This is a genomic window from Acinetobacter brisouisimilis (genome assembly GCF_000368265.1).
In the GTDB taxonomy this organism is placed as follows: domain Bacteria; phylum Pseudomonadota; class Gammaproteobacteria; order Pseudomonadales; family Moraxellaceae; genus Acinetobacter.
This window is the reverse complement of the sequence record NZ_KB851212.1, coordinates 52732-79559: the sequence shown is the minus strand read 5'-3', so window position 1 is coordinate 79559 and position 26828 is coordinate 52732. Positions and strand designations below refer to the sequence as shown.

The window sequence follows — 26828 nt, the reverse complement described above, 5'->3', positions numbered from 1 at the left end:
AATTTCTACCAATTCAATCAATGAAATATATATTCGACTGATCAACCAGTAAAAATCCACACAAGTTGTTCTTCCAATTCTCTTAATGATCTTCTTTTTATTTCGTCAATAAAAAGACAACACAACCTCAAAATCTTTCACCCTAAAGCGAAGATCTATTTCGTCAATTGCGTTGGGATGAGTGCATTATAGGACATTTTTTGCAGCACGCAAGTGCATTTTCATGCATGCCGCATCGAGTGTATTTATTTTACACAGCAAATAAAATTAAGTTATTGATATACATATATTTTTATTTTTATTTATTTTGCACGGTTTTGCTCACTATCTGCACACTTTGAATAATAATCGGCTTAACAGGTACATTTTGGTGCATACCATAATTTGTAGTTGGTACTTTAGAAATACGATCAACCACATCCATACCTTTTGTCACCTTTCCAAAAACCGCATAACCTGCATCAAAAGCACTTCGGTCTAATGCTTTATTATTTGCAGTGTTAATAAAAAACTGGCTTGTTGCTGAGTCTGGATCATTGGTACGTGCCATTGCCAAAGTACCACGGAGATTTTTCAGACCATTGTAAGATTCATTTTTGATTGGGGGTTTTCCTGACTTCTCAGCCATGCGTAGGTTAAGACCACCACCTTGAATCATGAATCCTGGAATCACTCGATGAAATAATGTGCCTGAATAAAAGTTCGTTTTAACGTAGTTTTTAAAGTTTTGGGTTGAAATCGGTGCTTGCTGGTCAAAAAGCTCTATTTCAATATTGCCTGCATTGGTTTTCATTTCTACAAATGTATTTGCAAGAGCCATTTGCCCTGTGAGAAGTAATCCTAAACCTAATGTGATTTTTTTCATGTCATCAACCTTTAATTCATTATATAAAGTTGCATGAGTTTAATTGAGTTCTGTTTATTTTGCTTTTATATCTCTTTTATAGGTGTTCCACGTGAAACTTAGATGACAGCTTTTAAAAACTTATAAAATGATTGAGCTATCTCTACAAGGTCTTTTTTAGCCTGAGCAGAAACCGATGTCAAGTTTATAAAGCCGTGTGCTTGATGCTGATAATTTTTATATTTTACTTTTACACCAGCATGCTGCAAAAGCTGTGCATAATGTTCCCCTTCATCATGTAAAACATCATGTCCTGCCGTGACAATAAAAGCAGGTGCCAACTGCTTAAACTCACCATAAATTGGAGAAACCAGCGGGTCATCTAAAGCCAAATGGTTTTGGAGTACATAGTGCTCAGTAACGCTGTCAATATCAGATTCGGTTAGGAGCAAACCTTCTTTATATTTAAAGAAAGAAGGATAACGACTTTTAAAATCAACCGCAGGGTAAATCAGGAGCTGGGCGACAGGCGCTATTTTTTGTCGAGCTAGCCGCTGAGAAATAACAGTGCTGATATTACCCCCAGCGCTATCACCTGCAATGGCAATCACATTTTTCATCACATTAAATTGATGTTGGTTCTGCCAGACCCAACACCATGCAGCTTCACATACTGTGATCAAGTGCTGTGCGGATACGTCCGGTACCAAAGGGTAATCAATACTTAAGATTTGACAATGGCTATGTTTGGCAAGCAGGCGGCAGGCTTCATCATGTGTATCCAGATCTCCCAGCATAAAGCCACCTCCATGATAAAATACAATCATCGGGCAGGGTTTATTTGGCATTGGATGATAATGTCGGGCTGTGAGTGAACCTGAGTGCAATTGTAATTGTAAGTTTTGCACAAAGGGTAATGTCGTCGGCTTATATATAAGTTCTGCCATACTGCGCTGAAAGTTCTGACGCGATTGTATAAGGTCAGGTGTAAGTAATCCCCGATAACCTTGTTGATATTGATATGCCATAAGGCATTGTAAAACGGGATCCAGTTCCGAATAACTGTAAGGATAGCTCAGCCAATCGACCAAGCGGCGTTGTAATTGTTTTGGCGTATAACTCAGGCTGCGGGCGAGCAACACTGTTCTTTTTTTCCAAAGATGATGCAACATAGTCACTCGACCCAATTCTTTTTATTTAGATCATTATCTTTATAACATAAAAGATATGGATCACAGCATACTGCCACAATCCATATCTTCTGTTTTTTCATCAAGTGCCGCTGTTTATGGCACGACTGAATTATTGTATGTTGGTTGCAGGTGTATTGGTCGCTGGAGTTAATGTTTGCTGCATACTGGCATCAGTACTTGCCGAATCTGAAGCAGCCACGCTCTGTGTTTGATTATCGGCTGAAGCATTCATTGGAGATGTTTCTGTCGTTGTTGGTGCATCTGGTTTTACTTCATGCGAAGCACAGCCCACAGCTGAAAATGCAAACCCTGCGGCGGTTAATGAGAATATTGCTAATTTTTTCATCGTCACTCTCGTATTTAAAAATTAAAAAACTTCAAAAGAAAAACTCGTAAACGAGCTGTTGCATGATGGCGAAGTTTAAAAATGGAAAATACGCTTTAAATGCTATGTTTTTTTAATAACCTTTATCGTTATTGGTCGCTTATGTTATTCAGCCGCGACTTCGCTACATTGTAACCGAGTATTGGCGCTTCCAACGTATAAGATCACTGCATTCATATTTAACAGAATTCGGCACGACAGATTTCAGTTTCAATCTTAATTTTTTTCAAATATGCTTTTATCAAAACACAACATAGTTTTAACAGTTTTTGAGAAAAATTTTCACATAATGACCGGTTTCATATTGATCTAAAAGATCGCCATGACATTCTATTTTTATGATGTAACTTGCCTGCTTCTGATGCTGACAAGATCAGCGCCATCGACAACACCATAATGAATAGATAGATAGAATAAAAACCTGTCATTTTCTTCAATCTGTAAAATTAAAAGCTTTAAATCAAGCTGAGTGCTTGAATTTTCCTGTACAGCCCATATTTCTGTAACAACAAAAGAAAACCCAAACCATGGCAGTTCAGAATTTATGCAGTTGCACCACTGATGCCGAAGGACTGTACATGTTTAAACACCTTTTTAAGCGGAGATCATCAATGGCGAATGAGCACAATGACCAAACTCAAGACCTAGAGCAAGAACAACTTGAGCAAGCTGAAGCACAACCAAATGCAGAAGTGACCGTTGAAGATTTAACAGCTCAGATTGCAAAACTTGAAGAAAGTTTAAAACTTGAAAAAGCGCGTGCTGCCAATGCCGTATATGAAGCAGAAAAAGTCAAGGAACGGGTTGAACGTGAAGCAGATGCAGCGAAAAAATTTGCTGTTGAAAAATTTGCAAAAAACTTGCTTGATTCTGTCGATAACCTAGAACGCGCAATTCAGGCGGCAGGTGATGAAGAAAGTCCGATCCTTGAAGGGGTTAAACTGACGTTAAAATCACTCACCCACGCACTTGAGAAATTTGAAGTTGTTGCTGTTGATACCGCTAGCGGATTCAATGCCGATTTGCATCAGGCGGTAGGAATCGACCCTAATGCCAAAGCGGGCGAAATTGGTAACGTGTTGCAAAAAGGCTATACCCTTTCTGGTCGTCTATTGCGCCCTGCAATGGTCACAGTTGGTCAATAAGCCTACAATTTGGAGGGTTTTCCAATTTTTTTCACAAAAATTGCTTGAAAAAAATGGATTCACTCTCATATCGAATAACAAGCATAAACAATTGCAAAAAAATTTTTGAGGAACACATAAATGGCTAAAATCATTGGTATTGACTTGGGTACAACCAACTCATGTGTTGCAGTACTTGAAGGCGACAAAGTAAAAGTTATTGAAAACGCTGAAGGTGCGCGCACTACCCCATCGATTATTGCGTACAAAGATGGCGAAATCTTGGTTGGTCAATCTGCAAAACGTCAAGCAGTGACTAACCCGAAAAACACATTATTCGCGATTAAGCGTTTAATTGGTCGTCGTTATGAAGATCAAGCGGTACAAAAAGACATTGGTCTTGTACCGTATAAAATCATCAAAGCAGACAATGGCGATGCTTGGGTTGATGTCAACGATAAAAAATTAGCACCACAACAGATCTCTGCTGAAATCTTGAAAAAGATGAAGAAAACTGCAGAAGATTACTTGGGTGAAACAGTAACTGAAGCAGTCATCACTGTTCCTGCTTACTTTAACGATGCTCAACGTCAAGCAACTAAAGATGCAGGTAAAATTGCAGGTTTAGACGTTAAACGTATCATCAACGAACCAACGGCTGCTGCACTTGCGTTCGGTATGGACAAAAAAGAAGGCGACCGTAAAGTTGCAGTTTACGACTTAGGTGGTGGTACTTTTGACGTATCGATCATTGAAATTGCAGACCTTGATGGCGACCAACAAATCGAAGTATTGTCAACTAATGGTGATACCTTCCTCGGTGGTGAAGACTTTGATAACACATTAATTGAATTCTTGGTTGAAGAGTTCAAGAAAGAACAAAGTGTGAACTTGAAAAATGATCCACTTGCGTTACAACGTTTGAAAGAAGCAGCTGAAAAAGCAAAAATCGAGCTTTCTTCTTCTAACGCAACTGAAATCAACCTGCCATACATCACAGCAGATGCAACTGGTCCTAAACACTTAGTGATCAACGTTACTCGTGCAAAACTTGAAGGCTTAGTGGCTGACTTGGTTGCTCGTACCATTGAACCTTGCCGTATTGCGCTTAAAGATGCTGGTCTTTCAACTTCTGACATCTCTGACGTGATCTTGGTGGGTGGTCAATCACGTATGCCAATGGTTCAACAGAAAGTTCAGGAATTCTTTGGTAAAGAACCACGTAAAGATGTAAACCCTGATGAAGCAGTTGCTATCGGTGCGGCGATTCAAGGTGCGGTATTGTCTGGTGACAAAACTGACGTATTGCTTCTTGACGTGACTCCGTTGACACTTGGTATCGAAACAATGGGCGGCGTATTAACTCCGATCATTGAGAAAAACACCACGATTCCTGCGAAGAAATCTCAAGTGTTCTCTACAGCTGCGGACAACCAGCCTGCAGTAGATATTTCGGTTTACCAAGGTGAGCGTAAAATTGCACAGCAAAACAAATTGCTAGGTAACTTCCAGTTGGGTGATATCCCTCCTGCGCCACGCGGTGTGCCACAAATTGAAGTATCGTTTGACATTAACGCTGACGGTATCTTGAAAGTTTCTGCAAAAGACAAGAGCACTGGTAAAGAGCAATCAATCCAGATTAAAGCCAACTCTGGTTTGTCTGATGCTGAAATCGAAGCAATGATCAAAGATGCTGAAGCAAATGCTGAAGAAGACCGTAAATTTGAAGAGCTAGCGAAAGCACGTAACGAAGCAGATGCTTTGGTTGCAAGCTCAAACAAAGCTGTGAAAGATTTGGGTGACAAAGTCACTGAAGATGAAAAAACAGCAGTGACTACAGCGGTTTCTGAGCTTGAAGCAGCAACCAAAGAAAATGACGTTGAAGTGATCAAAGCAAAAACTGAAGCGCTTCAGAACATCTTGATGCCAATCACACAACGTGCTTATGAACAAGCACAAGGTGCTGAAGGTGGTGCGCAAGGTTTTGATCCAAATGCATTCCAAGGTGGTAATGCAGGTGCGCAACAACAAAAAGCTGATGATGGCGTTGTTGATGCTGAATTCACTGAAGTAAAAGATGACAAAAAATAATTTGTCACTTTAACTAAAAAAACCGCGCGCAAGCGCGGTTTTTTTATATCAGCATTATATGTACTCAAACAGGTACAGATTTTATAACATCGTCTGTTTATAATGCTCAGCACCCCAATGTCCGATCTACTTGACATGAAAATAATGCTGCTGCTCCAGTCTGAAAAAGTGATGTATATCAGCAAGATTTTGAGCTGCGCTGTCATTATTACCCTACTCTCCATCATTTTTGACAAAGATAAAACCAGCAATTTTTTTGTTTGGGCATCACTGACTGCCTTTTCGACTTTACAGTTTAGCCGACAAAGTAAAGTGAACTTTAACCAGATTATTGGCAATGTCATCGGCTCAGTGATTGGAATTGTGATCTGGGTATTCATGACTCATGTGTCAGCTCATTTGTATTATATTAATCTCGAGTACTGGTTTCTGATTTTGGGTATTTTTGTGACCACCCTGCTCTGCATTATGCTCAATCACAGTGAATATTGCGGGATTGCCTTGTCGAGTTTTTTAATCGTGACGATTTATGATGTGGCACATCACACGATTGAAGGTGCATTATCACGGATTTTCTTTTGTATTATTGGATGTTTAATTGCTTATCTGGTTGATTTCATTAGCCGCCAGATTGAACAAAAATGGCTATTTTATAAAAGCCAGGACTGAGGGTAAGCGATCGATTGATTGCAACAAAAAATAAAACAGGCAGGGGAAATATATAATGAAAACAAAGAGTTTATTACTGATCGCTTTGTGGGTTGCACTCTTGCTCTATCAACACATGCAATATCCACAAGTCAGGTTAAACCCGATTTCAACCCAGCTTTTTCACCCTTTTGATACACGCCTACATTATCGGATTGGCGACGTCGATCCACGCTTTGAATTATCTCACAGTGAATTACAACAACTTGCCGAGCAAGCAGCCCATATCTGGCAACAAGGTACGGGAAAAGACTGGTTAGTTTACGACCCGCATGCCCGCCTGCAAATTAACTTTATTTATGATCAACGTCAGGTCAATACCACACAGCGCCTCACTGAGCTACAACAGATTGAGCACACCCAAAACCAGCAACAGCAGCAGCAGCAACAAATTGATGGTCATAAAGCTGAAATTTTACGTGCACAGCAAGCCATTCAGCTCAAGCAAGATGTCTTTCAACATGAACTCAGCCAGTACAATTCGATGGTGGAAATGATCAATACTCATGGTGGTGCAAACCTTGAGCTAAAACAACAATTTGACCAGCAGAAACAACATCTTGAACAACTCAAATCTGAACTGAATCAAGCAATGGCACAATATAACCAACTGGCGCAACAGTCGAATGCCCAAGTGCAAAACTACAATCAAACCACTCAACAGATTAATCAGTCCATCCAGACTTATAATCAGCACTATGCAGCACGTGCCTTTGATAAAGGGCTTTTTAACGGGCGCAGTATTAATATTTATGAATTTGAAAATCAGGATGATTTACGTCTGGTGATTGCACACGAGCTGGGGCATGCCTTAGGTTTAGCCCATACCGAAGTCAATTCGCATGCCTTGATGTACCCCATATTAAAAGATCAGAATATGCATAATTTCCAACTGACTATAGATGACCGCCTGTTATTACAACAAAATTCCTCTTGGAAAAAGTTTTTAGATAAATTCAACCCATAACTCCATGATGCGAGCGAATTTCATGCTATGGTTATGCAAGATACCTTAAATTCGATGGAGATCAGCGTGAGTTATTATCATATTATTGTCGAAGTGAATGATCACATCAGCACAATTGAAGAAACACGTGATATTGAAATCTTTAATATTGAAGAGCTTACCCCTCATCTGCATGGGCTACTACTCCCTTATTTCAATAAACAAATGGTCGAATTTGAGGACGAAAATATTCCATTTGACGATATTTTGCATCTTGAAATTAAACAGACCAAAATGCCGATTGAATACCTGATTGAAGAAGAACAAAAAGAATTACCAAGCGACACTGACGTCACGATTACCGCCCACGAAATTTTTAATGATCGTGAACTGAGTCAAGATGTGACTAAAGTGATTTTTGATGTTCTCGATGCAGTCAAAATTGATCGTGAGAGTTTTTAAGGATATTTCTTTAAAAAGGTCTGAGGATTCAGACCTTTTTAAATATGTATTTGCTTGAATTATTGCATCATTTTAACAGCTTGTTGTTGGCGCAGTGCTTGCAGAATTTTTTGCCCTGCCCGCCCTGTGGTTGGTAAGCCCAAACGCTGCTGTTCCTGTTGAATTGCCTGACGGGTTTTATCCCCAATCAAGCCATCTGGGCTACCAATGTCATAGCCCTTGTTTAAAAGCATCTGCTGAATTTCACGACGCTCTGCGCGTGATGTGCCTGCATCATCGGTTGGCCAAGCAGTTTTAAATTCGCCCTGCCCTTGTAAGCGATCCGATAAATGCGCAATTGCCAAGGCATAACTTTCCGAAGCGTTATAACCATAAATCGCATCAAAATTTTTAAACACTAAAAATACTGGACCATTTGCGCCTGTAGGTGCCATTAAACCAGCAGACGTTGTATCACTCAAATTTCCCTGAATTAAAGCAGAACCATCAGCACGTACTATCCCCCGCGAAAGCCAGTAACTGAGTGGTTTTTTATTGCGTCGACTTTCACCTGCAATCGACATGCCTGCTGGTAATTTGACTTCAAAACCCCACGGCAAACCTGTTTGCCAGCCGGCTTTTTTCAAGAAATTGGCTGTAGATGCCAAAGCATCAGGCACACTCGACACTAAATCACGGCGACCATCTCCATCAAAATCAACGGCTAAGCGCTCATAAGTTACAGGCATAAACTGAGTATGTCCAAACGCCCCTGCCCACGAGCCTTTTAGCTGGTCTAGCGTTAAATCACCATGTTGCAAGATACGCATGGCAGCAAAAAACTCACCCCGAAAATAACTTTGACGGCGCCCTTCGCAGCTTAAAGTTCCTAATGCCTGTAAGAGCGGATATTTCCCTGAAATATCTCCATAATTACTTTCCACACCCCATACCGCCACAATCGTTTCGACAGGCACACCATAAACTTGTGAAGCGCGGTTTAAAACTTCGCGATACTGGGCAATTTTTTGCTGTCCTTTTTGTACACGCTCATCATCAACCAATCCAGACAAATAATCCCAAATCGGAGTTGAAAATTCTGGTTGGTAGTTGAGTTTTTCTAACACGGAGCGATCAGGTGTTAAGTGCTGAGTGTACTGACTATAAGTTTCAGCATTCACGCCAGATGCTTGAGCTTGAGAACGCAAGTTTGCTAAGCATTGCTGAAATTGATCTTGCCCAAAAGCATCGGGTGGAGAAAATTGCGGAGAACTACTGATGATTGTTGTGTTATGGCTCTTGTCTGTATCACTCACACCATTAATGATTAATTCTGCCTGAGTATGAGTTGTTGCTAGAAAAAGACTACCGACAAGAAAAGGAAAACGTCGCATATGATCTTGCTCGCCATTTTGAATTCAAATGATCACCCTAACATATCATTATCCCAAAAAAATGACGATTCAATTTAAATTCAAATGTACAAATACTCGCAATTTCACAGCATTTCTTTATTTTGAATTTAAATTCAAATTTTTAAATTCAAAACAAATAAATTCATTTTCCAGTGGCGAAATGGGGATAAAATCTATAAAACAAGAATGTGGATATCTTTTAACTTATCCACAACAACAATTTAAGCAACTGTTTTTAAAAAATAAAATTAATTGTATTTTAAAATTTGATTGTTTTGCATATTGGACTATAGCAATTATGATTTTTTGAATTTATTTTTTTAAATTTGAATTTAAATTCAAAACTTTAAATTCAAATTTAATTTCTCAGTGTGTAATTTTATCCACAATCGCAATAGTTTTGAATTTAAAACGGCGGCTATCTTGCCTGAGAAATTGCCAAAAAAAAAGCGCTTGCCGAGGCAAACGCTTTTTTTAACAACAATCTAGCTTTAGATGTTCATATCTTGAGTCAATGCCAGTGGCTCAGGCAAAATTTTCGCCAATTGACGACATAAAGTCGTTAATTGTGCAGCATCGACTGGCATTAACGTAATGTGCCCAAGCTTACGACCTTGGCGTTCAGTTTTGTTATACAAATGCAGATGCGCACCATCTAACGCCAGCACATCTTCAGTTTTTGGATGCTGACCGATGATATTAATCATCACAGTTGGACGTACAACATCAGTTGAACCGAGTGGTAAGCCTGCAACTGCACGAATGTGGTTTTCAAACTGTGAACAGACTGAACCTTCAATTGACCAGTGCCCTGAATTATGCACACGTGGCGCCATTTCATTGGCATATAGACCTTGTTCTGTCACGAACAGTTCAAGCGTCAACACACCGACATAATTCAAATGATTGAGCAAACGGGTAATGTAGTCCTGTGCCACAGGTTGCAAATCTGCACTATTTGGCGCAGGTACAATCGAGTGTGACAAGATGCCGTTGTGATGATGGTTTTCTGCCAATGCCCAGGTTTTGACTTCGCCGTTTTGTCCACGTACCGCAATAATCGAAACTTCACGTGAGAATTTCACAAAGCTTTCAGCGATCAAGCTTTTTGCGGGGCCGAGTTCTACCCATGCGGTATCGATCTGATCTTCAGAGCGCAGGACAAACTGACCTTTGCCATCATAACCGCCTGTCGCAGTTTTCAGGACAATTGGCAAACCTAAATCAGTCACTGCCTGTTTTAGGCTCTCAAGACTATCCACAGCACGATAGGGTGCAACTGGAATATCCAACTGATCAAACAAGGCTTTTTCAAGCAAGCGGTTTTGTGCAATTGCCAACGCCTGACGCGGTGGGTGCAATTGCTTGCTTTGCGTCAACACATCAACATCAGCTAACGGTGTATTTTCAAATTCCAGGCTAAAAACATCTGCACTGTCAATAAATTGCTGCAAACCGTTTTCTGCCTGACTTGAAATCACCTGACCCAACATCGCAGATGGGCAATCGGTACTGGCTTCAAAGAAAGTACATTGGATATTTAGTGGTAACGCAGCTTGGGCCATCATACGACCCAGTTGACCACCACCAAAAATTCCGATGGTTTTGTTCATGATCAAATCTCGTTTATACCTGACCTGGAATGTTGTTGTTGGCAACTTTAGCAGTTTGTGCTTCACGGAAATCTGCGACATTTTTAGCGATGTCGGCACGTGTCAAACCTAAAATTTGTGCTGCCATAATCGCAGCATTGGTTGCACCCGCAGGACCAATCGCCAAAGTACCTACTGCAATACCTGCAGGCATTTGTACAATCGAAAGGAGAGAGTCGACACCATTTAAAATCGATGATTTGACCGGAACACCTAAAACAGGTAAATCAGTTTTAGCCGCACACATACCAGGTAAATGCGCTGCGCCGCCAGCACCTGCAATAATCACTTGAATACCACGTTCACGCGCAGTTTCGGCATATTCAAACAAACGGTCTGGAGTACGGTGTGCAGAAACCACTTCAGCTTCAAAAGGGACGCCAAGCTGTTTGAGCATATTGGCAGTGTGTTCTAAGGTTGCCCAATCAGATTGAGAACCCATAATAATTCCGACTAAAGGTTGAGCGTCTGGAGCTGCGACCGTATTCATTGATATTTCCAAAGCGTAAGTAGATCAATGCGCTTAGCAAAGCCAAGAAGTGCATTGCATAAATATTAGGGCACTCTAGTATAGCGGTTTTTTTCATCCTCTCCAAAAATACTCATCGCTTCATGATGAATTTCCAGATTATTGGCTACGAAACACAAAATACACACAGCCGAGCAGGCAACATCCAGCCCATAGATAATCCAGTTTGAAAGGTTGTTTAAATAAAAATAGCATGAAGGGCACAAACACCAGTAAAGTCACGACCTCTTGGGTAATTTTCATTTCACCCATGCTAAAGCCTTGCTGGGCAAATAAGCGCGTGGCAGGAATCATGAAACTATATTCGAGGAAGGCAATACACCAACCAAATAAGATGGCTTTCCAAAGCGGAGCAGCATGTAAAAATTTCAAATGCCCATACCACGCCAACGTCATAAAACAGTTGGAAATAATCAGCAAAATAAACGGTAAGGGCGTGATCAAAATGTCAATTCCAAATAAACGATTCTGATTTATATTATAGTTTTACGAAAATCATGTCATGATTTCTCAGCGCATTAAGATACCTGCAATACATTTAAAAATATTAAAATCAGCATGTTATCTGAGAAAGATCTTTATAGGATTTTTGTTTAAAGCATCATCCTGATAAATCCCTTAAAATGCACACAGAAAATTTATTGGGTCATTGCCGAAAAATGTTGAATCTGACACAGCTTAATTATGATTTATTTAAAATGATTTATATGACAGGACGTCATTCTGAATTTGCTTTAAGCGCTGCCTTATTTTTCTCGCATTATCTCACCACAATTTTGGCGGTCATTTTGCTGTTTAGTATGGCACTCAGAAAAAGTTATCCTGTACTCTTTATTAAAGCATTGGTACTGACACTTTGTGCCTCTATTTTAAATTATATCTTTGATCATACTTTTGATTTTCCACGTCCATTTACTCTCGGCTTAAGCGAAAATTATATTCGACATTCCAATAACAACTCATTTCCAAGTAGCCATATGCTGGTGATGAGTACGATTGCGTTTGCTTACTGTTTTTCATCCAAATTCTGGATTGGCTGTGGCTTGTTGCTGGCAGCATTCGCGGTGGGCTGGTCACGAATTTATCTGGGTGTGCATTTTCCCTTTGATATTTTGGGTGCATTGCTGATCGCACTGGGCTTAAATTTTGTAGCCTATCAAGCTCTCAAAAAATATCCACGCTGGATTGGCTAAAGTCCAATCCTCTTGGCAAACCCGTACAAGTTCTCACGTTTTTTGACTATCTTTTCAAATACAGCCTTGCTATGGTTGCCAATAATTTCAAATAAACACACGATTCAGCATATCGGAAACAGTGGAGTAGGCGAGTTATGCATCTGCATATTTTGGGTATTTGCGGCACTTTTATGGGGTCATTGGCACTGTTAGCTCGTGATCTTGGGCATACCGTTACAGGGTCAGACCAAAATGTTTACCCGCCCATGTCAACTCAACTGGAAAATGCAGGCATTACCTTAATGCAAGGCTATGATCGTAGCCATTTACAGCCACATCCTGACTTGGTGATCGTGGGTAATGCCATGAAACGCGGCATTGATGCCGTTGAATACATGCTCAATGCGGGTTTACCGTATATTTCAGGTCCACAGTTCTTGGCAGATCATGTGTTGCAAGGCAAACATGTCCTCGGTGTTGCAGGAACACACGGTAAAACCACCACCACGACCATGCTGGCATGGGTACTGGATCAGGCAGGTTTAAATCCAGGATTTCTGATTGGTGGTGTACCACTCGGTTTTAGTCAAAGTGCGCGTTTGGGCGGTGGCAAATACTTCTGTGTCGAAGCCGATGAATACGATTCGGCATTTTTCGACAAACGTTCCAAGTTCGTACATTACCACCCAAAAACAGCGATTTTAAATAACCTTGAATTTGACCATGCCGATATTTTTGATGATTTGGCCGCGATTCAAAAGCAGTTCCATCACTTGGTTCGTACCATTCCAAGTGAAGGGCGCATTATTGCACCCATTACCGAAACCAATATTGATACTGTACTGGAAATGGGATGTTGGACACCTGTAGTACGTACCAGCCTTGCAGCCAATGAGCAAGTGGAACTTTCTGCCGAACTGGTTTCAGCCGATGGTAGTCATTTTAAAGTGCTGCAACACGGCGAACTGAAAGCTGAAGTGCAGTGGAACATGACAGGGCAGCATAGTGTTGCCAATGCACTGGCGACCATTGCTGCAGCGGAACATGTTGGTGTTTCGATTGAACAAGCCTGTGCAGCATTGTCATGTTTTGGTGGAGTTAAGCGGCGTATGGAATTACTCGACACGGTGCATGGTATCGAAGTTTATGATGACTTTGCCCATCATCCAACAGCGATTGAAACCACACTAGACGGCGCACGCAAACGCTTGGGCAAACGTAAACTCTGGGCAATTATTGAGCCACGTTCTAACACCATGCGTATGGGCAGTCATAAAGATCAACTGGCTCAGTCGGCACGCTTAGCCGATGCAGTGATTTGGTATCAGCCCGAAGGTTTGGACTGGGATTTGCAGCCTGTAGTGGATGCTGCATCAAACCATGCTGTCGTTGCGCGTTCTCTAGAGCAAATCATTACCACGATTTGTCAGCAAGCAGGTGAGGGCGATGCGGTGGTGATTATGTCAAATGGCGGTTTTGGTGGTTTACACCAAAAACTGATTGCTGCGTTAAAAGCCAAGTAACCCACAATATTTTTAATCAAAAGCAGTATCTTAAGATGCTGCTTTTGACTCATTATTAGCCATCAAATCTATATACAACCCATAATAATTAAAAATTACAAAACTGTAACTTTTCTATTTCTTTCTCTTAAGGTCACATCTTTATCATAGCGCAATTTAATTCGAGGCCTGATATATGAGCATGTCTCTAGAAGCGCTCAATTTAGCGTGGTTCGCGAAAATCAATGCACCACAACATGCCAGCAATAGCATGATTGATCTGGCGATTTTTATTGCCAACGATACGTTTTATTTACTGATTTTATTTTTACTGCTTTTATGGTTTTTAGGTGATAAAGCACTCAAAGAGCGCGCTTTTAAAGCGGTATTTTTTACGGCAATTGCACTCGGCACTGGTTTTATTATTTCCCAGATTTACTTCCATCCAAGACCATTCATGATACATGTTGGTCACACCTTTATTCAGCATGCGCCAGATGCGTCTTTTCCAAGTGATCACATGCTGATTTTTAGCACCATTGCATTATCCTACTGGTTTTCTGGGCGAAAGTTTGCGGGCAGTTTGTTGTTAGTACTGGCCGCTTTAGTAGCGTGGTCACGGGTGTATTTAGGTGTACACTTTCCAATGGACATGCTCGGTGCCTTTTGTATCGCACTTATAGTCAATATTTTCGGAATTTGGCTATGGAAAATTTTTGGAGAACGCATCCTACAGTTCATTACCCAACTCTACCAAATTGTCTGCAAACCATTGCTCACTCGAGGCTGGGTAAAATAATCTGATACTTCATTAAGCATTCTAAAAATAAAAAAGCAAGGCACTGACTCTCCCAATCAGCGCCTTGCTTTTTTCTGGATTTTTTCTTTTTAATCTAAAATATCAAAATGACAAAATCGTTTCAGTCATATGACAATTTATTGAAAGATTTCAATCTAAAACAATATAGGTATTTTCAAAATGATTCTCTTTGAAATTACCCTGTACCAGATGGACGGCATAGCCATCGATTAAATCTAAAGCCAGACACTCATCAATATCAATCACGGCATCGGTATGGGCTTTATGCCAGTGCTGTTCAATATGTAATTTACCTTGCTGTCGGGCATCGGCAGGGCTCATCCCCGCGACCACAACATAGCGATGAAATTCACCAAATTCACCAGTCAGATACGCGCCGAGATTGATCAGATAAAGTTTTAACTGGCTACGCATCGGCTTAGAGTAAGGGACGATTTCAACCCGATAATTCACCCCTTGATACTGCACTCCATGAACACACATCCATGCATCAATATGCAAACCCTGAGGTACACCAAACCAGCGCTGCTTCAACTGTGGATAACTTTTTTCAAGTTGGGGATAAATCACAGGGATAATATCATGGACCTCGACACGTGCCTGCGCATGCTTCCCACCCAGCAACACGATAAATAATTGTGGTTCCGTCATGATTTCACCCCTTACATTTCAATGCTGCGTACAAATTGCACATCGAGAAGAACTATGGCATGCTACTCAAACATTGGGATGAATAATACTCTATCCCTAATGCAAAATTAAGTTTGACAAGGGGAGTAGCCTCCTCCAAACGTAGCACTTGCATCATAGCAAAATGTTACGTGTCAGGTATCGTCAATACACTTTGCAAAAAGTCGGTATCTGAGCACTATACCCTGTATGGTGTAGGCAAGACCTTGATCATGTTGACACAGATGTTTTTTCATCTGGCAGCAGGTCAAGGTTTTTTTATGTAAGAAAACGAGACGATTGCCAGATGATGAGGAGAATAACTCATGCAATCTATTGGTAGTCTCGGACTCTATCTGGCATTTTTTGGCATTGTAGCCATCATGCTGATGATCGATTTTATCGGCTTTAAAAACAACAAATCTGACCATGTTCCTCTCAGGCAGGCAGCCTACTGGAGTATCGCATGGGTGTCGGTGGCCATGCTATTTGCAGGCGGATTATGGCTGTACTTAGAACAGACCACTTCTGTAGCGATTGCCAATCAAAAAACCCTTGAATACCTTTCAGGTTACTTACTGGAAAAATCGCTCGCAATTGACAATGTCTTTGTCTGGCTGATGATTTTTTCAGCATTTTCCATTCCACCTGCACTGCAACGTAAAGTCCTGCTCTACGGCGTACTGGGTGCGATTGTATTGCGTACTGTATTTATTTTTATTGGTGCATGGCTAGTGCAAGAGTTTGCATGGGTTCTGTATATCTTCGGTGCATTCTTGGTTTATACAGGCTTTAAATTCCTCAAAGGGCAAGATGACGACGCTAACATTGAAGACATGCGCTTACTCAAGTGGCTACGCAAGCATGTCCCAATTACCTCAACCCTACGTGACAACCACTTTGTCGTTTATGAGCAAGGGAAATGCTGGATCACGCCATTATTTGTAGTGCTGATTTTGGTTGAATTTTCCGATGTGATTTTTGCAGTCGATTCCATTCCTGCAATTTTCGCTGTCACAAGCGATCCGTTTATTGTACTGAGTGCTAACCTGATGGCAATTCTGGGTTTACGCGCCATGTTTTTCCTGCTGGCAGGTGCGGCAGAGAAAATGCATTATTTGCCCTACGGCTTGGGGATTATCCTGTTATTTATTGGGGGCAAAATGCTAATGCTAGATGTCATACACTTACCGATCTGGATTTCACTGGATTTTATCATTTTAGTGCTCGCAATAACCGCATTACTGTCACTCCACCATGAGAAAAAATTAAAATAAAGTGTTCATTTCAATCGAGTAATTAGGTGGATTTCATTCTATTCACCCATAAGTCTGTTTGAAATGGAACAATTTTTGCTTCAATCAAAAATTTTAAAGCCAAATTTTATGGGTAGCAAAACTACCCATTTTTTATGGCACATAATCAGGTTTTCAAGTTATTGTACAAATGCGTTACAATCACTCGAAAAAAGTAAAAAGCAGGTTTTCCATGTCAAATTGTTCTCCTATCAGTGTCATTCGTGGTCGTTTCTTAGATATCCAACAACTGGTTCAACATCCTTCTGAAATTGCTGAACAAGTTCGTTATCTAGAAGATGGCGTGCTGATCAGCGAGCATGGAAAAATCAAATGGTTTGGCACGTGGCAAGATGCCCAAGCACACTTACCGAAACAGGTCGAAATTCAACATTACCCTGAACAATTAATTGTGCCAGGTTTTATTGACACTCACATTCACTATCCACAAACCGAAATGGTAGGTGCATACGGCGAACAGCTTTTGAGCTGGCTCAATACCTATACATTCCCAAGCGAACTACAGTTTAAAGATCGTAATTATGCCGAGCATATTGCGCATTTCTTTATTCAGGAATTACTTAAAAACGGTACTACCACGGCACTGGTTTTCTGTACTGTGCATCCTGAATCCGTCGATGCCTTGTTTGAGGCAGCTGCCAATTTTAATATGCGCCTGATTGCAGGCAAGGTCATGATGGATCGCCATGCCCCTGAGGGTTTGTGTGATACAGCAGACAGCAGTTATCACCAGTCCAAAGCCTTAATCGAGAAATGGCACGGGCAGGGGCGTGTGCTATATGCGATTACCCCACGCTTTGCACCGACTTCAACACCTGAACAACTGGAAAAAGCAGGGCAGTTAAAACAGGAATTCCCTGATGTCTATGTCCATACGCATTTGAGTGAAAACAAGGATGAAATCGCATGGGTCAAATCGCTATTCCCTGAGCGTCAGGGATATCTGGATGTTTATCATCATTATGGGTTGACAGGTCAGCGTTCGGTGTTTGCGCATTGTGTGCATCTGGAAGATGAAGAATGGAACTGCATGCATGATACAGACTCTACGATTGCATTTTGCCCAACCTCAAACCTGTTCTTAGGCAGCGGTTTATTCCCACTAAATAAAACATGGGAAAAACAGGTCAAAGTCGGACTAGGTACAGACATCGGTGCAGGCACATCCTTCAGTCAGCTACAAACACTGAATGAAGCCTACAAAGTTCAGCAGCTACAAGGTAACAAACTCTCAGCGTTTGAATCGCTATATCACGCCACACTGGGTGGAGCAAAAGCGCTGGATTTACAGGATAAACTCGGAAATTTTAACGTCAGTAAAGAGGCTGACTTTGTGGTGCTGGACTTAAATGCCACAGCATTACAAAGTCTGCGCCAGTCTCGTGCCAAATCGATTGAAGACAGTTTATTTGCACTCTTTACCATGGGAGATGACCGCAGTATCCATGCAACTTACGTGTACGGACAGCGTAAATTTAGCAAATAAAACTGGTTTTTTAGGTCGATTTTTTAAATAAAATCAAATACAAAAATCAGATCCTTACATTTTATTGGGCAAGAACAGATGCAGGAAACATGAAATTGTTTTAAAATTTTAGTATTAACTCATGAATTCGAGGTGTTGCAGGTCAACACCTTTTTTCTTTTTACATACTGATGTTTTTAGGTAGCTGCCCATGACTGTGCAATTGAGCGTAATGATTTCTGAAGAGGCTATTCAAGCCAAAGTCAAAGAGCTAGGTGAACAGATCAATGCTCACTATGCCCATAGTGATAAAGAACTGGTATTGATTGGACTACTACGTGGTTCAGTCATTTTTATGGCAGATTTGTGCCGTCAAATTTCCAAAGCACATGAGCTCGACTTTATGACGGTTTCTAGCTACGGTGGCGGAACAGTCTCATCACGCGATGTGAAAATTCTCAAAGATCTTGATGGTGAAATTCGCGGTAAAGATGTACTTGTAGTTGAAGATATTATTGACTCAGGCAACACCTTAAGCAAAATAATGGAAATGTTACAAACTCGCAACCCGAACTCGATTCAACTCTGTACCTTGGTCAGCAAACCTTCACGCCGTGAAATTGAGCTCGATGTGAAGTTTTTGGGTTTTGAAGTAGAAGATAAATTTATTGTTGGTTATGGCTTGGACTATGATCAAAAATATCGCCACTTGCCATTTATTGGTGAAATTGGTCTGTAAGCTTGAAAATCAAAAAGTGGTGCAGGACACCACTTTTTTTATAACAAAATATAACGAGAATTCGCAATAATCTGCTATTTCCTGTCATATTGATCTTGCACACTATTTTTAATGTATTCACATAACAAAATGAAGGAGCAACAGCATGTGGCATCTGATTGTTGTGATTATTATTGGTTTTATTGCAGGTTTGATTGCACGTGCTTTATATCCTGGCAATGACCAAGCAGGCTTTATTGTCACCACCTTGTTAGGCATCGCAGGTTCAGTCATCGCCACCTATGGTGGACGCATGCTTGGGTTTTATGGCGCACACTCATCGGCAGGGTTTATTGCTTCGGTGATTGGTGCGATTGTCATTTTAATTATTTATAACTTTATCCGTAAAAATACCTAAAGCAAAAACTGAAATAACATAGCGCCCGTGAGCGCTATGCTATTTTATTATGTATGAGTTATAAGCCATTTTGCTGCCAAAATGCCTGAATCTGCTCGGCGGACGTATAGCCTAGCGCGCGATAACCGTTGGCAAAAATAAGCCCTGGCGTACCTTCAATTTTGAGCTTTTGACCCAGCTGTAAATTACGCTGAATCGGGTTGGCACAAGTCGAACTTGCTGTTGGCATTAACCCACGCCCCATCAAATTATCCCAGGCGTAGTTACGGTTTGGACTACACCAGACTTGTTTTGATGAAACAATCGATTGTGGGCGAATCGGATACAAGAAACGATAGATCGTCACATTATTGAGTTTATCGAGTTCTTTTTCCAGTTTTTTGCAATAAGGGCAATTCGGATCAACAAAAATCGCCAGTTGATGCTGCCCGTTGCCTTTAACCTGTTTTAACGCATCTTGTAAGGGAAGGCTACGCCAGTCCACACGGTTGTTTTGTATGACTAAATTCTGAGTCAGATTTTTCTGGTCTTTGAGACGAATCATGCTACCAAGCATGACATGCTGTCCGGCTTCATCTAAATATACAATTTGTTTATCCAGGGTAGCGCTATAAATACCATGCACTTCAGTCGCTGCGATATTCTGAAAATTCAGATTGGGATATTGGCGTTTGAGTTGGCTATTTAAACTGGCAACATCAGCCACAGCAAGACTCGAACAACACCAAGCCAACAGTAAAAGACTCAATTTTTTCATTCTAAATACACACCCTCAAGAAAAGCTGATTTTAACGGATCAGCTTTTCTTGCGTATGCTTGCTTCCACAACAAAGCGTTGTAAATTTGTCAGCAGGTTTCACGTGGAACATAATTACAGCTTGGGATTAATTTCCACTGAAATATGTACGATTTCTTCATGGACCGATAAAGCCTCACGAATTTCATCTGCACTGACATTCTGCACGGTTTCCAAAGCTAAAATACAAGAAAATTTACCTTTACCCACTTTCCATACATGTAAATCGGTAATCTCTAGATGCTCGCCTAACTGCTCGATCACTTCTACAATTTCTGTCACGACAGGGTGATCCATTTCAGCATCAAGTAAAGTTCTGCCTGTTTCTTTGAGCAATCCCCAAGACCATTTTGCAACTAAAACCGAACCGACGATCCCCAATAAAGCATCTAAAAAATTCCAGCCAAAATACTTGCCTGCAAGTAGTGCAAGAATCGCAAATATAGAAGTGATCGCATCTGCTACCACATGTATAAATGCTGCTTTCTGATTTAGATCATGATGATGTTCATGCCCATGATCATCTTCATGATGATGACCATGATGGTGGTGATGATTCGGATCGTCATGCAGTAACCAGGCACAAAGCAAATTGACCAGCAGCCCAATCACCGCGATTAAAATCGCTTCGTTATAATGAATCTGTACAGGCGAGAGTAGACGCTCAACTGACTGGAATGCCATCAGTAAAGCAACTACCATCAATAAAATCGCGCTGCTATACCCCGAAAGAATTTCAATTTTCCATGTCCCAAAACTAAAGCGATGATCGCGAGAGTAATGTCGGGCAGCACGATAGGCAACATACGCTAGTCCCAAAGCCAGCATGTGTGAACTCATATGCCAGCCATCAGCCAAAAGCGCCATCGAATTAAAAATCCATCCGCCAGCGACTTCAAAAACCATCATGATTCCAGTTAGAATCGTTGCCCATAGAATACGTTTCTGAGCCAATGGATTTCCTTCATCAAACTGGTGATGGTGGGATCGATTTGAATCTATACGTTGCATTTCAGGATTACTCAGATATACTCCCCAATAGTATATTTCTTTTTTTCGAGTTCGGATATGAGCCATCTTCACCACGATAAGAAAATATTAAATCGCGTCAAACGTCTGAAAGGACAGATCCACAGTGTGGAACAGCATCTTGAAGCAGGGGACAGTAACTGCATTGAAGTGTTACAACAGGTTGCAGCCATTAAAGGCGCAATCAATGGTTTGATGAATGAACTGATTGAAGAGCATCTACGTCACCATGTTTTGGCTGAAGCGACTGCAGTGAATGAAACTGAACTAGAAGAATTTTTAAAACTATTAAAACGCTACGGCTAGAGATTGCGATCTCAATATCCTAAAAATGCATGTTTTTTTTATAGCGAATATTAAATACACTTCAATTGTTCTATTTTTAAAACAATATGTACTTTTTTTAACATTTATTAATTTTTTTACACCGCATATGATCGCACAATATTTAAACAAAATACTGGAGTTGCATCATGGCCTCACTACGCTATCTGGACTTTGGCTCAGCCAAATCGCTTGTTCTGCTGCTTGCTCGTGTTTTCTTAATCACGCTATTCCTGATTTTTGGTTTCAGCAAATTAACAGGCTTTGAAGGTACGGTTCAATACATGAACATGCTTCATGCACCACTGCCAACTCTATCTGCAATGATTGCGGTTGTGGCTGAAGCCTTTTTGGGGTTATTGATTCTTATTGGTTTCTATACACGCCCAATTGCTGTGCTTTTAGCGCTGTATACACTGGGAACTGCCATGATTGGACATGCTTACTGGCACACCACTGGCGATATGATGCAAGACTTGAACACCAAAATTCATTTCTTTAAAAACATGAGTATTGTGGGTGGGTTCTTATTATTGGCGGTTGCGGGTCCTGGTGCAATTTCAGTCGATAAAAAATAAAAATTAATGCAAAAAAAAACTGCCAAATCGGCAGCTTTTTTGATTATTTTCCGATACAAAACGACCCAAAGATTTTTCCGAGCAAATCATCCGCACTAAACTCACCCGTGATTTCACTCAGGGCATTTTGTGCAAGGCGTAGGGACTCGGCAACCAGTTCACCTGCATGAAAATCGACAAGCTGTACACGTGCCTCTGCCAGATACTGCTGTGTGCGCTTCATTGCGTCCAAATGGCGTGTTCGTGCAATAAAGGTATCTTCTTCAGGATGAAAGCCAGCATGCGCTGTAATCGCATCTATGAGCGCCTGAACCCCCATTTCCTGCTTCGCTGACACCGTAATATGACGAAAGCCCCGATATTCACCAATTTCAGGCGCCGTTTCTGTCAGATCGCATTTATTGGCAATCAGCATCAGGCGACGCGGCTCTAAATGTTCTGCAAAATAGTGCTGCGCAAGCTGCAACGGTTCTTCACCTTGACTCAAGTCATAAACCAGCAATAGCAAATCTGCTTGTTCAATCTCTTTAATGGCACGGCGAATCCCTTCTTTTTCCACAATATCACCCGTTTCTCGTAAACCAGCGGTATCTGTCAGGGTAATCGGCAGACCATTGAGGCTGAGTTTTTCATGTAAGACATCACGGGTTGTGCCTGCAATGTCCGTTACAATCGCGCGTTCAACCCCAGCCAAGGCATTCAGCAAACTGGACTTGCCAGCGTTGGGTTTACCCGCAATCACCACCTGCAAGCCTTCACGTAACAGTTGTCCCTGGCGTGCCGATTGCTGTACAGATTGTACCGAGCGTTGTACATCTTCTAGCAATCCCAAAATCTTGCCATCAGCCAGAAAATCAATTTCTTCTTCTGGAAAATCAATCGCAGCTTCAACATGCAAACGCAAGTGAATCAGTTTTTCCAAAACCGTGTTGACCTTATTGGAAAATGCACCTTGCAATGAGCGTACCGCAGAACGTGCAGCCGCCTGGGAAGTCGCATCAATCAAGTCGGCAATCGCTTCCGCCTGTACCAAATCCAACTTGCCATTTTCAAAGGCACGCATGGAAAATTCACCTGCTTTGGCTGCGGTTGCTCCAAGCTCCAGTAAGCGTGCGAGCAGGGCATTTTGAATGACTGGACCGCCATGCCCTTGCAATTCCACCACATCTTCACCAGTAAAGGAGTTTGGATTTGGGAAGCACAGCACCAGCCCCTCATCCATCACTTCGCCCTGAGCATCGTAAAACTGGCGAAAACCTGCCATACGGGCTTGGGGTAGGGCTTTTTGACTAATCGCTTGTGCAATGGCATAAGCTTTAGGACCTGACAGCCGAATGACACCGACACCACCACGACCTGGCGGCGTTGCGATTGCAGCAATGGTGGTTGGGTTTTGCATAGCACACACCTAAATTTATCAATATTCAGTCAAAGAAAAATCCGCCTAAGCGTATCATCTTAGGCGGATTTATTCAGCAGTTGTCTGCTTGACTCAGGCGAGATTAAGTACCCGTTTGAGTTTCACGCTGTTTTTTCACACTTTGTGCAATAAACCACTGCTGTAAAATGGTAATACTGTTGTTCACAATCCAGTACAACACCAGACCTGCAGGGAAGAACAGCATAAATACCGTAAAGATAATCGGCATCAAGCGGAACACTTTAGCTTGCATTGGGTCAGCAGGTTGAGGGTTCAACATTTGCTGTGCAAACATGGTTCCACCCATGATTAACGGCAAGATAAACCATGGATCCATTGCAGATAAGTCAGTGATCCAGCCTAACCACGGCGCATGACGCAACTCAACGCTTTCCATCAATACCCAGTACAATGCCAAGAAAATCGGCATTTGCATGAACAATGGCAAGCAACCTGAAAGCGGGTTAACCCCTTCGCGTTTGTAAAGCGCCATCATTTCTTGAGAGAAACGCATACGGTCTTCGCCAAACTCTTCTTTCATGCGTTGCATTTCAGGCGCAATCACACGCATTTTTGCCATTGAGCGATAGCTTTTTGCAGACAATGGCCACAAAATCATCTTCACTACAACAGTCAAAAGAATAATTGACCAGCCCCAGTTGCCCAAGAACTTATGGAAAGTTTCCAAGCCTAGGAACAACAATTTTGCAATTGGCCACAACCAACCATAATCTACAGTTTGGTTTAAACCGACTGCCAAATCTTTCAGCTCAGACTGAACTTTAGGTCCTGAATAGAAGGTCGCATTCACTTCCATTTTAGTCCCAGCAGGCACAGTAATGGCAGGTGAAGTGAATCCAATAATATTCATGGATTCGCTCGCTCTACGAGATTGTAGAGTTGCGGTATATGGTTGTCCGTTGGCTTGCGTCAGTTTTAATGACCCAGGCATCCACGCACTGACAAAGTAGTGCTGAACCACAGCCACCCAACCACCTTTGGCTTGAACATTAAGCTTGTCATCATTGAAATTGGCAAATTTCAACTTGTTGTAATGCTGATCTGGCGTACCCCAAGCACCACCAAGATAAGTTCCTAACTGGAAAATACCCTGACTTGACTTACCTGGATCGACAGAGTCATCACGTTTAATTTGACCAAAGAATTGACCTTGCCAGTTTTGCTGGCTGCGGTTCATGACTTGATAGCCCACTTCAATTGGGTAATCACCCTGTTTGAAGGTAAAAGTCTTAACAATCTCGACACCATTGGCAGTTTTATACACCATTGGTACAGTTAAAACTTTTACAGTTTTGCCGTTTTCAGTCACAGTTTTCGCATCATTTAAGGTATAGCTGTTTTTCTCTACCTCAAAATCAGGACGACCATTTGCACTGCTGTCTGGTCCATTGGCACCAATTAAACCAGATTGTGCGACATATGTGCGTTTGTTGTCGCTCTCGAGCATGACAAAAGGCTGGTTACTACCTTTACTTTCATCATGTGCAAGCAATTCGAGGCGCACAATATCACCACCTTTTGGTGTAATCCAAAGGCGATATAAATCTGTTTGTACAGTAATCAAATGCTGGCTGACTGGAGCAGCAGTCGTGTTTGCTGGTGCAGCAGCATTGGTCTGCGGCATATCTGTAGATGCTGTATTTTGACTATTTGGCAAATCAGCAGACACATCACGCGATACGACAGCAGTATTTTGCTGCTGCGGTGCGCTCGTGGTGTGTCCATAGTCTTTTTGCCAAGCCAAAATGAGCAAATAAGCGGTAACCAACATGGCACCGATAATCGCAAACCTGGCCCATTGTTGCATAGCTATGACCCCAAGTAGTTAGAGTGATTTTGGTTCAAGAAACGTTCACGAAAGGGTACAGTAACATGAAGCGTTTGAGAATCGATTTGCTGAAAGGAAATAAAACGGATCGCCTTTGCAGGTACAGGATCATATCCTGAACCTCCCCAAGGATGACAACGGCAGACACGACAAGTTGCTAGCCATACTCCATGTACAGCGCCATGCGTTTGCAAAGCTTCTAACGCATATTGAGAACAGGTAGGAATATAGCGACAACGTGGTCCAAGCAAAGGACTAATCGCAATCTGATAAAGACGTACCAACCAATGCAGGATACGAACCATTGGCCATCTCTACTTTTGTGGGGAAATAGACGTATTATTCTGGCGCTTATGTACCAAGCGATTGAGTTTTTGCCAAGCAAATTTTAATTGCTGGTGCAATTCAGCATTTGAAATATCTTCTATGCCTATTTTAGGCATAACAACAATATCCAACGAAGCAATAGCCTGTTGGTTCAAGCGAAAACTTTCGCGAGCGATCCGTTTTATTCGATTTCTTTCGTGTGCACGACGTACTTTCTTTTTAGCCACAACAATTCCAAGGCGACTCATCTGTTCGCTTGGCTTTGCCAAAAAAAGAAAGTGGGGTTGGTGCACTTTAAAAAGCGCACCATCGAACACATTTTTGTAATCTACAGCACAGCGTATACGAACGTCTGTGCTGAAACTATAACGTGTCATACACCCAAGTCGATGAAGCGTTAACTTTGAATTATACAGTTAAGCTATGACGACCTTTTGCACGGCGGCGAGCTAAAACTTGACGACCAGCTTTAGTTGCCATACGAGCACGGAAACCATGAACGCGTTTACGCTTTAATTCAGATGGTTGGAATGTACGTTTCATACAGAAACTCCAAAATTGATCTATCTATAAAGGTTCGCGATTTTATTGTGCATTTAGCGTACTGTCAATCAAAAAGCTGTTTTTTACGCGATTTCTTACATATTTCCCTATATGACACGCTTAATTTGACTGGGTTTAAAAAAAATACTGTTTTTGTTTTCTATAGTTTGAATTTAAATTGGGATTTATCCACTCAATGATTCTCAAAGTTATCAACAGCCCTTCCATCAGTTCTTTTTGAATTTAAATTTAAAGAATCATACTTATCCACAAAAACCACCCCCGTTATTAATTAAATTTAATACTTAAAATTTAAATTTATTATTATTAGTGTTGATATTTTCTGTGGATAATCGATTATTTTAAATAAAAAACATAGTTTTATGCTGTGGATATTATTGTTGTTATCTTTTTTATAGAATGTGGATAACTTTTTGTGTTATTTTATCCACAGCTTGTGTATAAACTTATCCACAAGACTTGTGAGAAACTTTTTCCACATTGAAATGCTATTTTTTATTCGGATCTGTGGATTTTTCTATGACAGATGT

At 41.2% G+C, this 26828-nt stretch carries 28 protein-coding genes and 1 pseudogene; 14 read left to right on the top strand and 15 right to left on the bottom strand.

Features of this window, described 5'->3' with window-relative positions; genetic code table 11:
* Positions 1-298: 298 nt before the first annotated feature.
* From F975_RS00395 to F975_RS00385, 3 genes are all read right to left on the bottom strand, one after another.
* On the bottom strand, positions 299-865 hold the full coding sequence (locus tag F975_RS00395) for a peptidylprolyl isomerase A (protein ID WP_004749260.1): 567 nt from the start codon (positions 863-865) through the stop codon (positions 299-301).
* Positions 866-963: 98 nt separating this feature from the next.
* Entirely contained in the window at positions 964-2016 is a 1053-nt protein-coding gene (locus F975_RS00390) for an alpha/beta hydrolase (protein ID WP_004749259.1), read from the bottom strand.
* A gap of 130 nt (positions 2017-2146) precedes the next feature.
* Complete coding sequence (locus tag F975_RS00385) at positions 2147-2383, bottom strand: hypothetical protein (protein ID WP_004749257.1); 237 nt, start codon at positions 2381-2383, stop codon at positions 2147-2149.
* A gap of 650 nt (positions 2384-3033) precedes the next feature.
* Here F975_RS00385 and grpE point away from each other — a divergent pair.
* The 5 genes from grpE (at position 3034) to F975_RS00360 (ending at position 7753) form a co-directional block, all read left to right on the top strand.
* Positions 3034-3567, top strand: a complete 534-nt coding sequence (gene grpE / locus F975_RS00380) for a nucleotide exchange factor GrpE (RefSeq protein ID WP_004749256.1) — start codon at positions 3034-3036, stop codon at positions 3565-3567.
* A 120-nt stretch (positions 3568-3687) separates the two neighbouring features.
* A complete protein-coding gene (gene dnaK, locus F975_RS00375; protein ID WP_004749255.1) occupies positions 3688-5637 on the top strand; it encodes a molecular chaperone DnaK in 1950 nt (649 codons plus the stop codon).
* Positions 5638-5781: 144 nt separating this feature from the next.
* Entirely contained in the window at positions 5782-6306 is a 525-nt protein-coding gene (locus tag F975_RS00370) for an FUSC family protein (protein ID WP_034425387.1), read from the top strand.
* Between the two features lie 55 nt (positions 6307-6361).
* On the top strand, positions 6362-7312 hold the full coding sequence (locus tag F975_RS00365) for a M57 family metalloprotease (protein WP_004749253.1): 951 nt from the start codon (positions 6362-6364) through the stop codon (positions 7310-7312).
* Positions 7313-7378: 66 nt separating this feature from the next.
* Entirely contained in the window at positions 7379-7753 is a 375-nt protein-coding gene (locus tag F975_RS00360) for a hypothetical protein (protein WP_212749266.1), read from the top strand.
* A 59-nt stretch (positions 7754-7812) separates the two neighbouring features.
* Here F975_RS00360 and F975_RS00355 read toward each other — a convergent pair whose 3' ends face one another.
* The 4 genes from F975_RS00355 to F975_RS00335 all read right to left on the bottom strand — a co-directional run bounded on the left by F975_RS00355 (position 7813) and on the right by F975_RS00335 (position 11781).
* A complete protein-coding gene (locus tag F975_RS00355; RefSeq protein WP_004749250.1) occupies positions 7813-9126 on the bottom strand; it encodes a lytic murein transglycosylase in 1314 nt (437 codons plus the stop codon).
* 512 nt (positions 9127-9638) lie between these two features.
* A complete protein-coding gene (locus F975_RS00345; protein WP_004749249.1) occupies positions 9639-10760 on the bottom strand; it encodes a 5-(carboxyamino)imidazole ribonucleotide synthase in 1122 nt (373 codons plus the stop codon).
* 13 nt (positions 10761-10773) lie between these two features.
* Positions 10774-11289 (bottom strand): 5-(carboxyamino)imidazole ribonucleotide mutase, encoded by a 516-nt coding sequence (gene purE, locus F975_RS00340; RefSeq protein ID WP_004749248.1) that lies wholly within the window; start codon positions 11287-11289, stop codon positions 10774-10776.
* A gap of 138 nt (positions 11290-11427) precedes the next feature.
* Positions 11428-11781 carry a DMT family protein gene (locus F975_RS00335; protein WP_370664284.1) on the bottom strand — a complete coding sequence of 118 codons (354 nt, stop codon included), beginning with the start codon at positions 11779-11781 and terminating at the stop codon, positions 11428-11430.
* 254 nt (positions 11782-12035) lie between these two features.
* Here F975_RS00335 and F975_RS00330 point away from each other — a divergent pair, with 254 nt between their 5' ends.
* From F975_RS00330 to F975_RS00320, 3 genes are all read left to right on the top strand, one after another.
* Positions 12036-12521 (top strand): phosphatase PAP2 family protein, encoded by a 486-nt coding sequence (locus F975_RS00330; RefSeq protein WP_228127390.1) that lies wholly within the window; start codon positions 12036-12038, stop codon positions 12519-12521.
* A gap of 137 nt (positions 12522-12658) precedes the next feature.
* Complete coding sequence (gene mpl, locus F975_RS00325) at positions 12659-14026, top strand: UDP-N-acetylmuramate:L-alanyl-gamma-D-glutamyl-meso-diaminopimelate ligase (protein ID WP_004749244.1); 1368 nt, start codon at positions 12659-12661, stop codon at positions 14024-14026.
* Between the two features lie 181 nt (positions 14027-14207).
* Positions 14208-14804, top strand: a complete 597-nt coding sequence (locus F975_RS00320; RefSeq protein ID WP_034425391.1) for a phosphatase PAP2 family protein — start codon at positions 14208-14210, stop codon at positions 14802-14804.
* Positions 14805-14954: 150 nt separating this feature from the next.
* Here the strand turns inward: F975_RS00320 and F975_RS00315 are convergent, their stop codons facing one another.
* Positions 14955-15476: a DUF1543 domain-containing protein gene (locus F975_RS00315; protein ID WP_004749241.1), complete on the bottom strand. Its 522-nt coding sequence runs from the start codon at positions 15474-15476 to the stop codon at positions 14955-14957.
* A 344-nt stretch (positions 15477-15820) separates the two neighbouring features.
* Between F975_RS00315 and F975_RS00310 the strand changes: the two genes are divergently transcribed.
* The 4 genes from F975_RS00310 (at position 15821) to F975_RS00295 (ending at position 19411) form a co-directional block, all read left to right on the top strand.
* On the top strand, positions 15821-16771 hold the full coding sequence (locus F975_RS00310; RefSeq protein WP_004749240.1) for a TerC family protein: 951 nt from the start codon (positions 15821-15823) through the stop codon (positions 16769-16771).
* Between the two features lie 211 nt (positions 16772-16982).
* Positions 16983-18296: a guanine deaminase gene (gene guaD / locus F975_RS00305; protein WP_004749239.1), complete on the top strand. Its 1314-nt coding sequence runs from the start codon at positions 16983-16985 to the stop codon at positions 18294-18296.
* 190 nt (positions 18297-18486) lie between these two features.
* Positions 18487-19014 (top strand): hypoxanthine phosphoribosyltransferase, encoded by a 528-nt coding sequence (gene hpt / locus F975_RS00300; RefSeq protein WP_004749238.1) that lies wholly within the window; start codon positions 18487-18489, stop codon positions 19012-19014.
* Positions 19015-19159: 145 nt separating this feature from the next.
* A complete protein-coding gene (locus F975_RS00295) occupies positions 19160-19411 on the top strand; it encodes a GlsB/YeaQ/YmgE family stress response membrane protein (RefSeq protein ID WP_004749237.1) in 252 nt (83 codons plus the stop codon).
* A gap of 58 nt (positions 19412-19469) precedes the next feature.
* Here F975_RS00295 and F975_RS00290 read toward each other — a convergent pair whose 3' ends face one another.
* Together F975_RS00290 and dmeF are read right to left on the bottom strand one after the other, a co-directional pair.
* Positions 19470-20168 carry a DsbC family protein gene (locus tag F975_RS00290; RefSeq protein ID WP_034425372.1) on the bottom strand — a complete coding sequence of 233 codons (699 nt, stop codon included), beginning with the start codon at positions 20166-20168 and terminating at the stop codon, positions 19470-19472.
* 89 nt (positions 20169-20257) lie between these two features.
* Positions 20258-21218: pseudogene (gene dmeF / locus F975_RS00285) on the bottom strand (CDF family Co(II)/Ni(II) efflux transporter DmeF).
* A gap of 57 nt (positions 21219-21275) precedes the next feature.
* Between dmeF and F975_RS00280 the strand changes: the two are divergent.
* Both F975_RS00280 and F975_RS00275 read left to right on the top strand, forming a co-directional pair.
* Positions 21276-21542 (top strand): metal/formaldehyde-sensitive transcriptional repressor, encoded by a 267-nt coding sequence (locus tag F975_RS00280; RefSeq protein ID WP_004749234.1) that lies wholly within the window; start codon positions 21276-21278, stop codon positions 21540-21542.
* Between the two features lie 167 nt (positions 21543-21709).
* Positions 21710-22138: a DoxX family protein gene (locus tag F975_RS00275; protein ID WP_004749233.1), complete on the top strand. Its 429-nt coding sequence runs from the start codon at positions 21710-21712 to the stop codon at positions 22136-22138.
* A 43-nt stretch (positions 22139-22181) separates the two neighbouring features.
* Here the strand turns inward: F975_RS00275 and mnmE are convergent, their stop codons facing one another.
* The 5 genes from mnmE to rpmH form a co-directional block, all read right to left on the bottom strand.
* A complete protein-coding gene (gene mnmE / locus F975_RS00270; protein WP_004749232.1) occupies positions 22182-23537 on the bottom strand; it encodes a tRNA uridine-5-carboxymethylaminomethyl(34) synthesis GTPase MnmE in 1356 nt (451 codons plus the stop codon).
* Between the two features lie 103 nt (positions 23538-23640).
* Positions 23641-25386, bottom strand: coding sequence for a membrane protein insertase YidC (gene yidC / locus F975_RS00265; protein ID WP_004749231.1), 1746 nt, complete (start codon positions 25384-25386; stop codon positions 23641-23643).
* Positions 25387-25388: 2 nt separating this feature from the next.
* Entirely contained in the window at positions 25389-25712 is a 324-nt protein-coding gene (gene yidD / locus F975_RS00260; protein WP_004749229.1) for a membrane protein insertion efficiency factor YidD, read from the bottom strand.
* 9 nt (positions 25713-25721) lie between these two features.
* Positions 25722-26111: a ribonuclease P protein component gene (gene rnpA / locus F975_RS00255; protein ID WP_004749228.1), complete on the bottom strand. Its 390-nt coding sequence runs from the start codon at positions 26109-26111 to the stop codon at positions 25722-25724.
* Between the two features lie 31 nt (positions 26112-26142).
* Positions 26143-26277 (bottom strand): 50S ribosomal protein L34, encoded by a 135-nt coding sequence (rpmH, locus tag F975_RS00250; protein ID WP_000831329.1) that lies wholly within the window; start codon positions 26275-26277, stop codon positions 26143-26145.
* Positions 26278-26828: the final 551 nt, after the last annotated feature.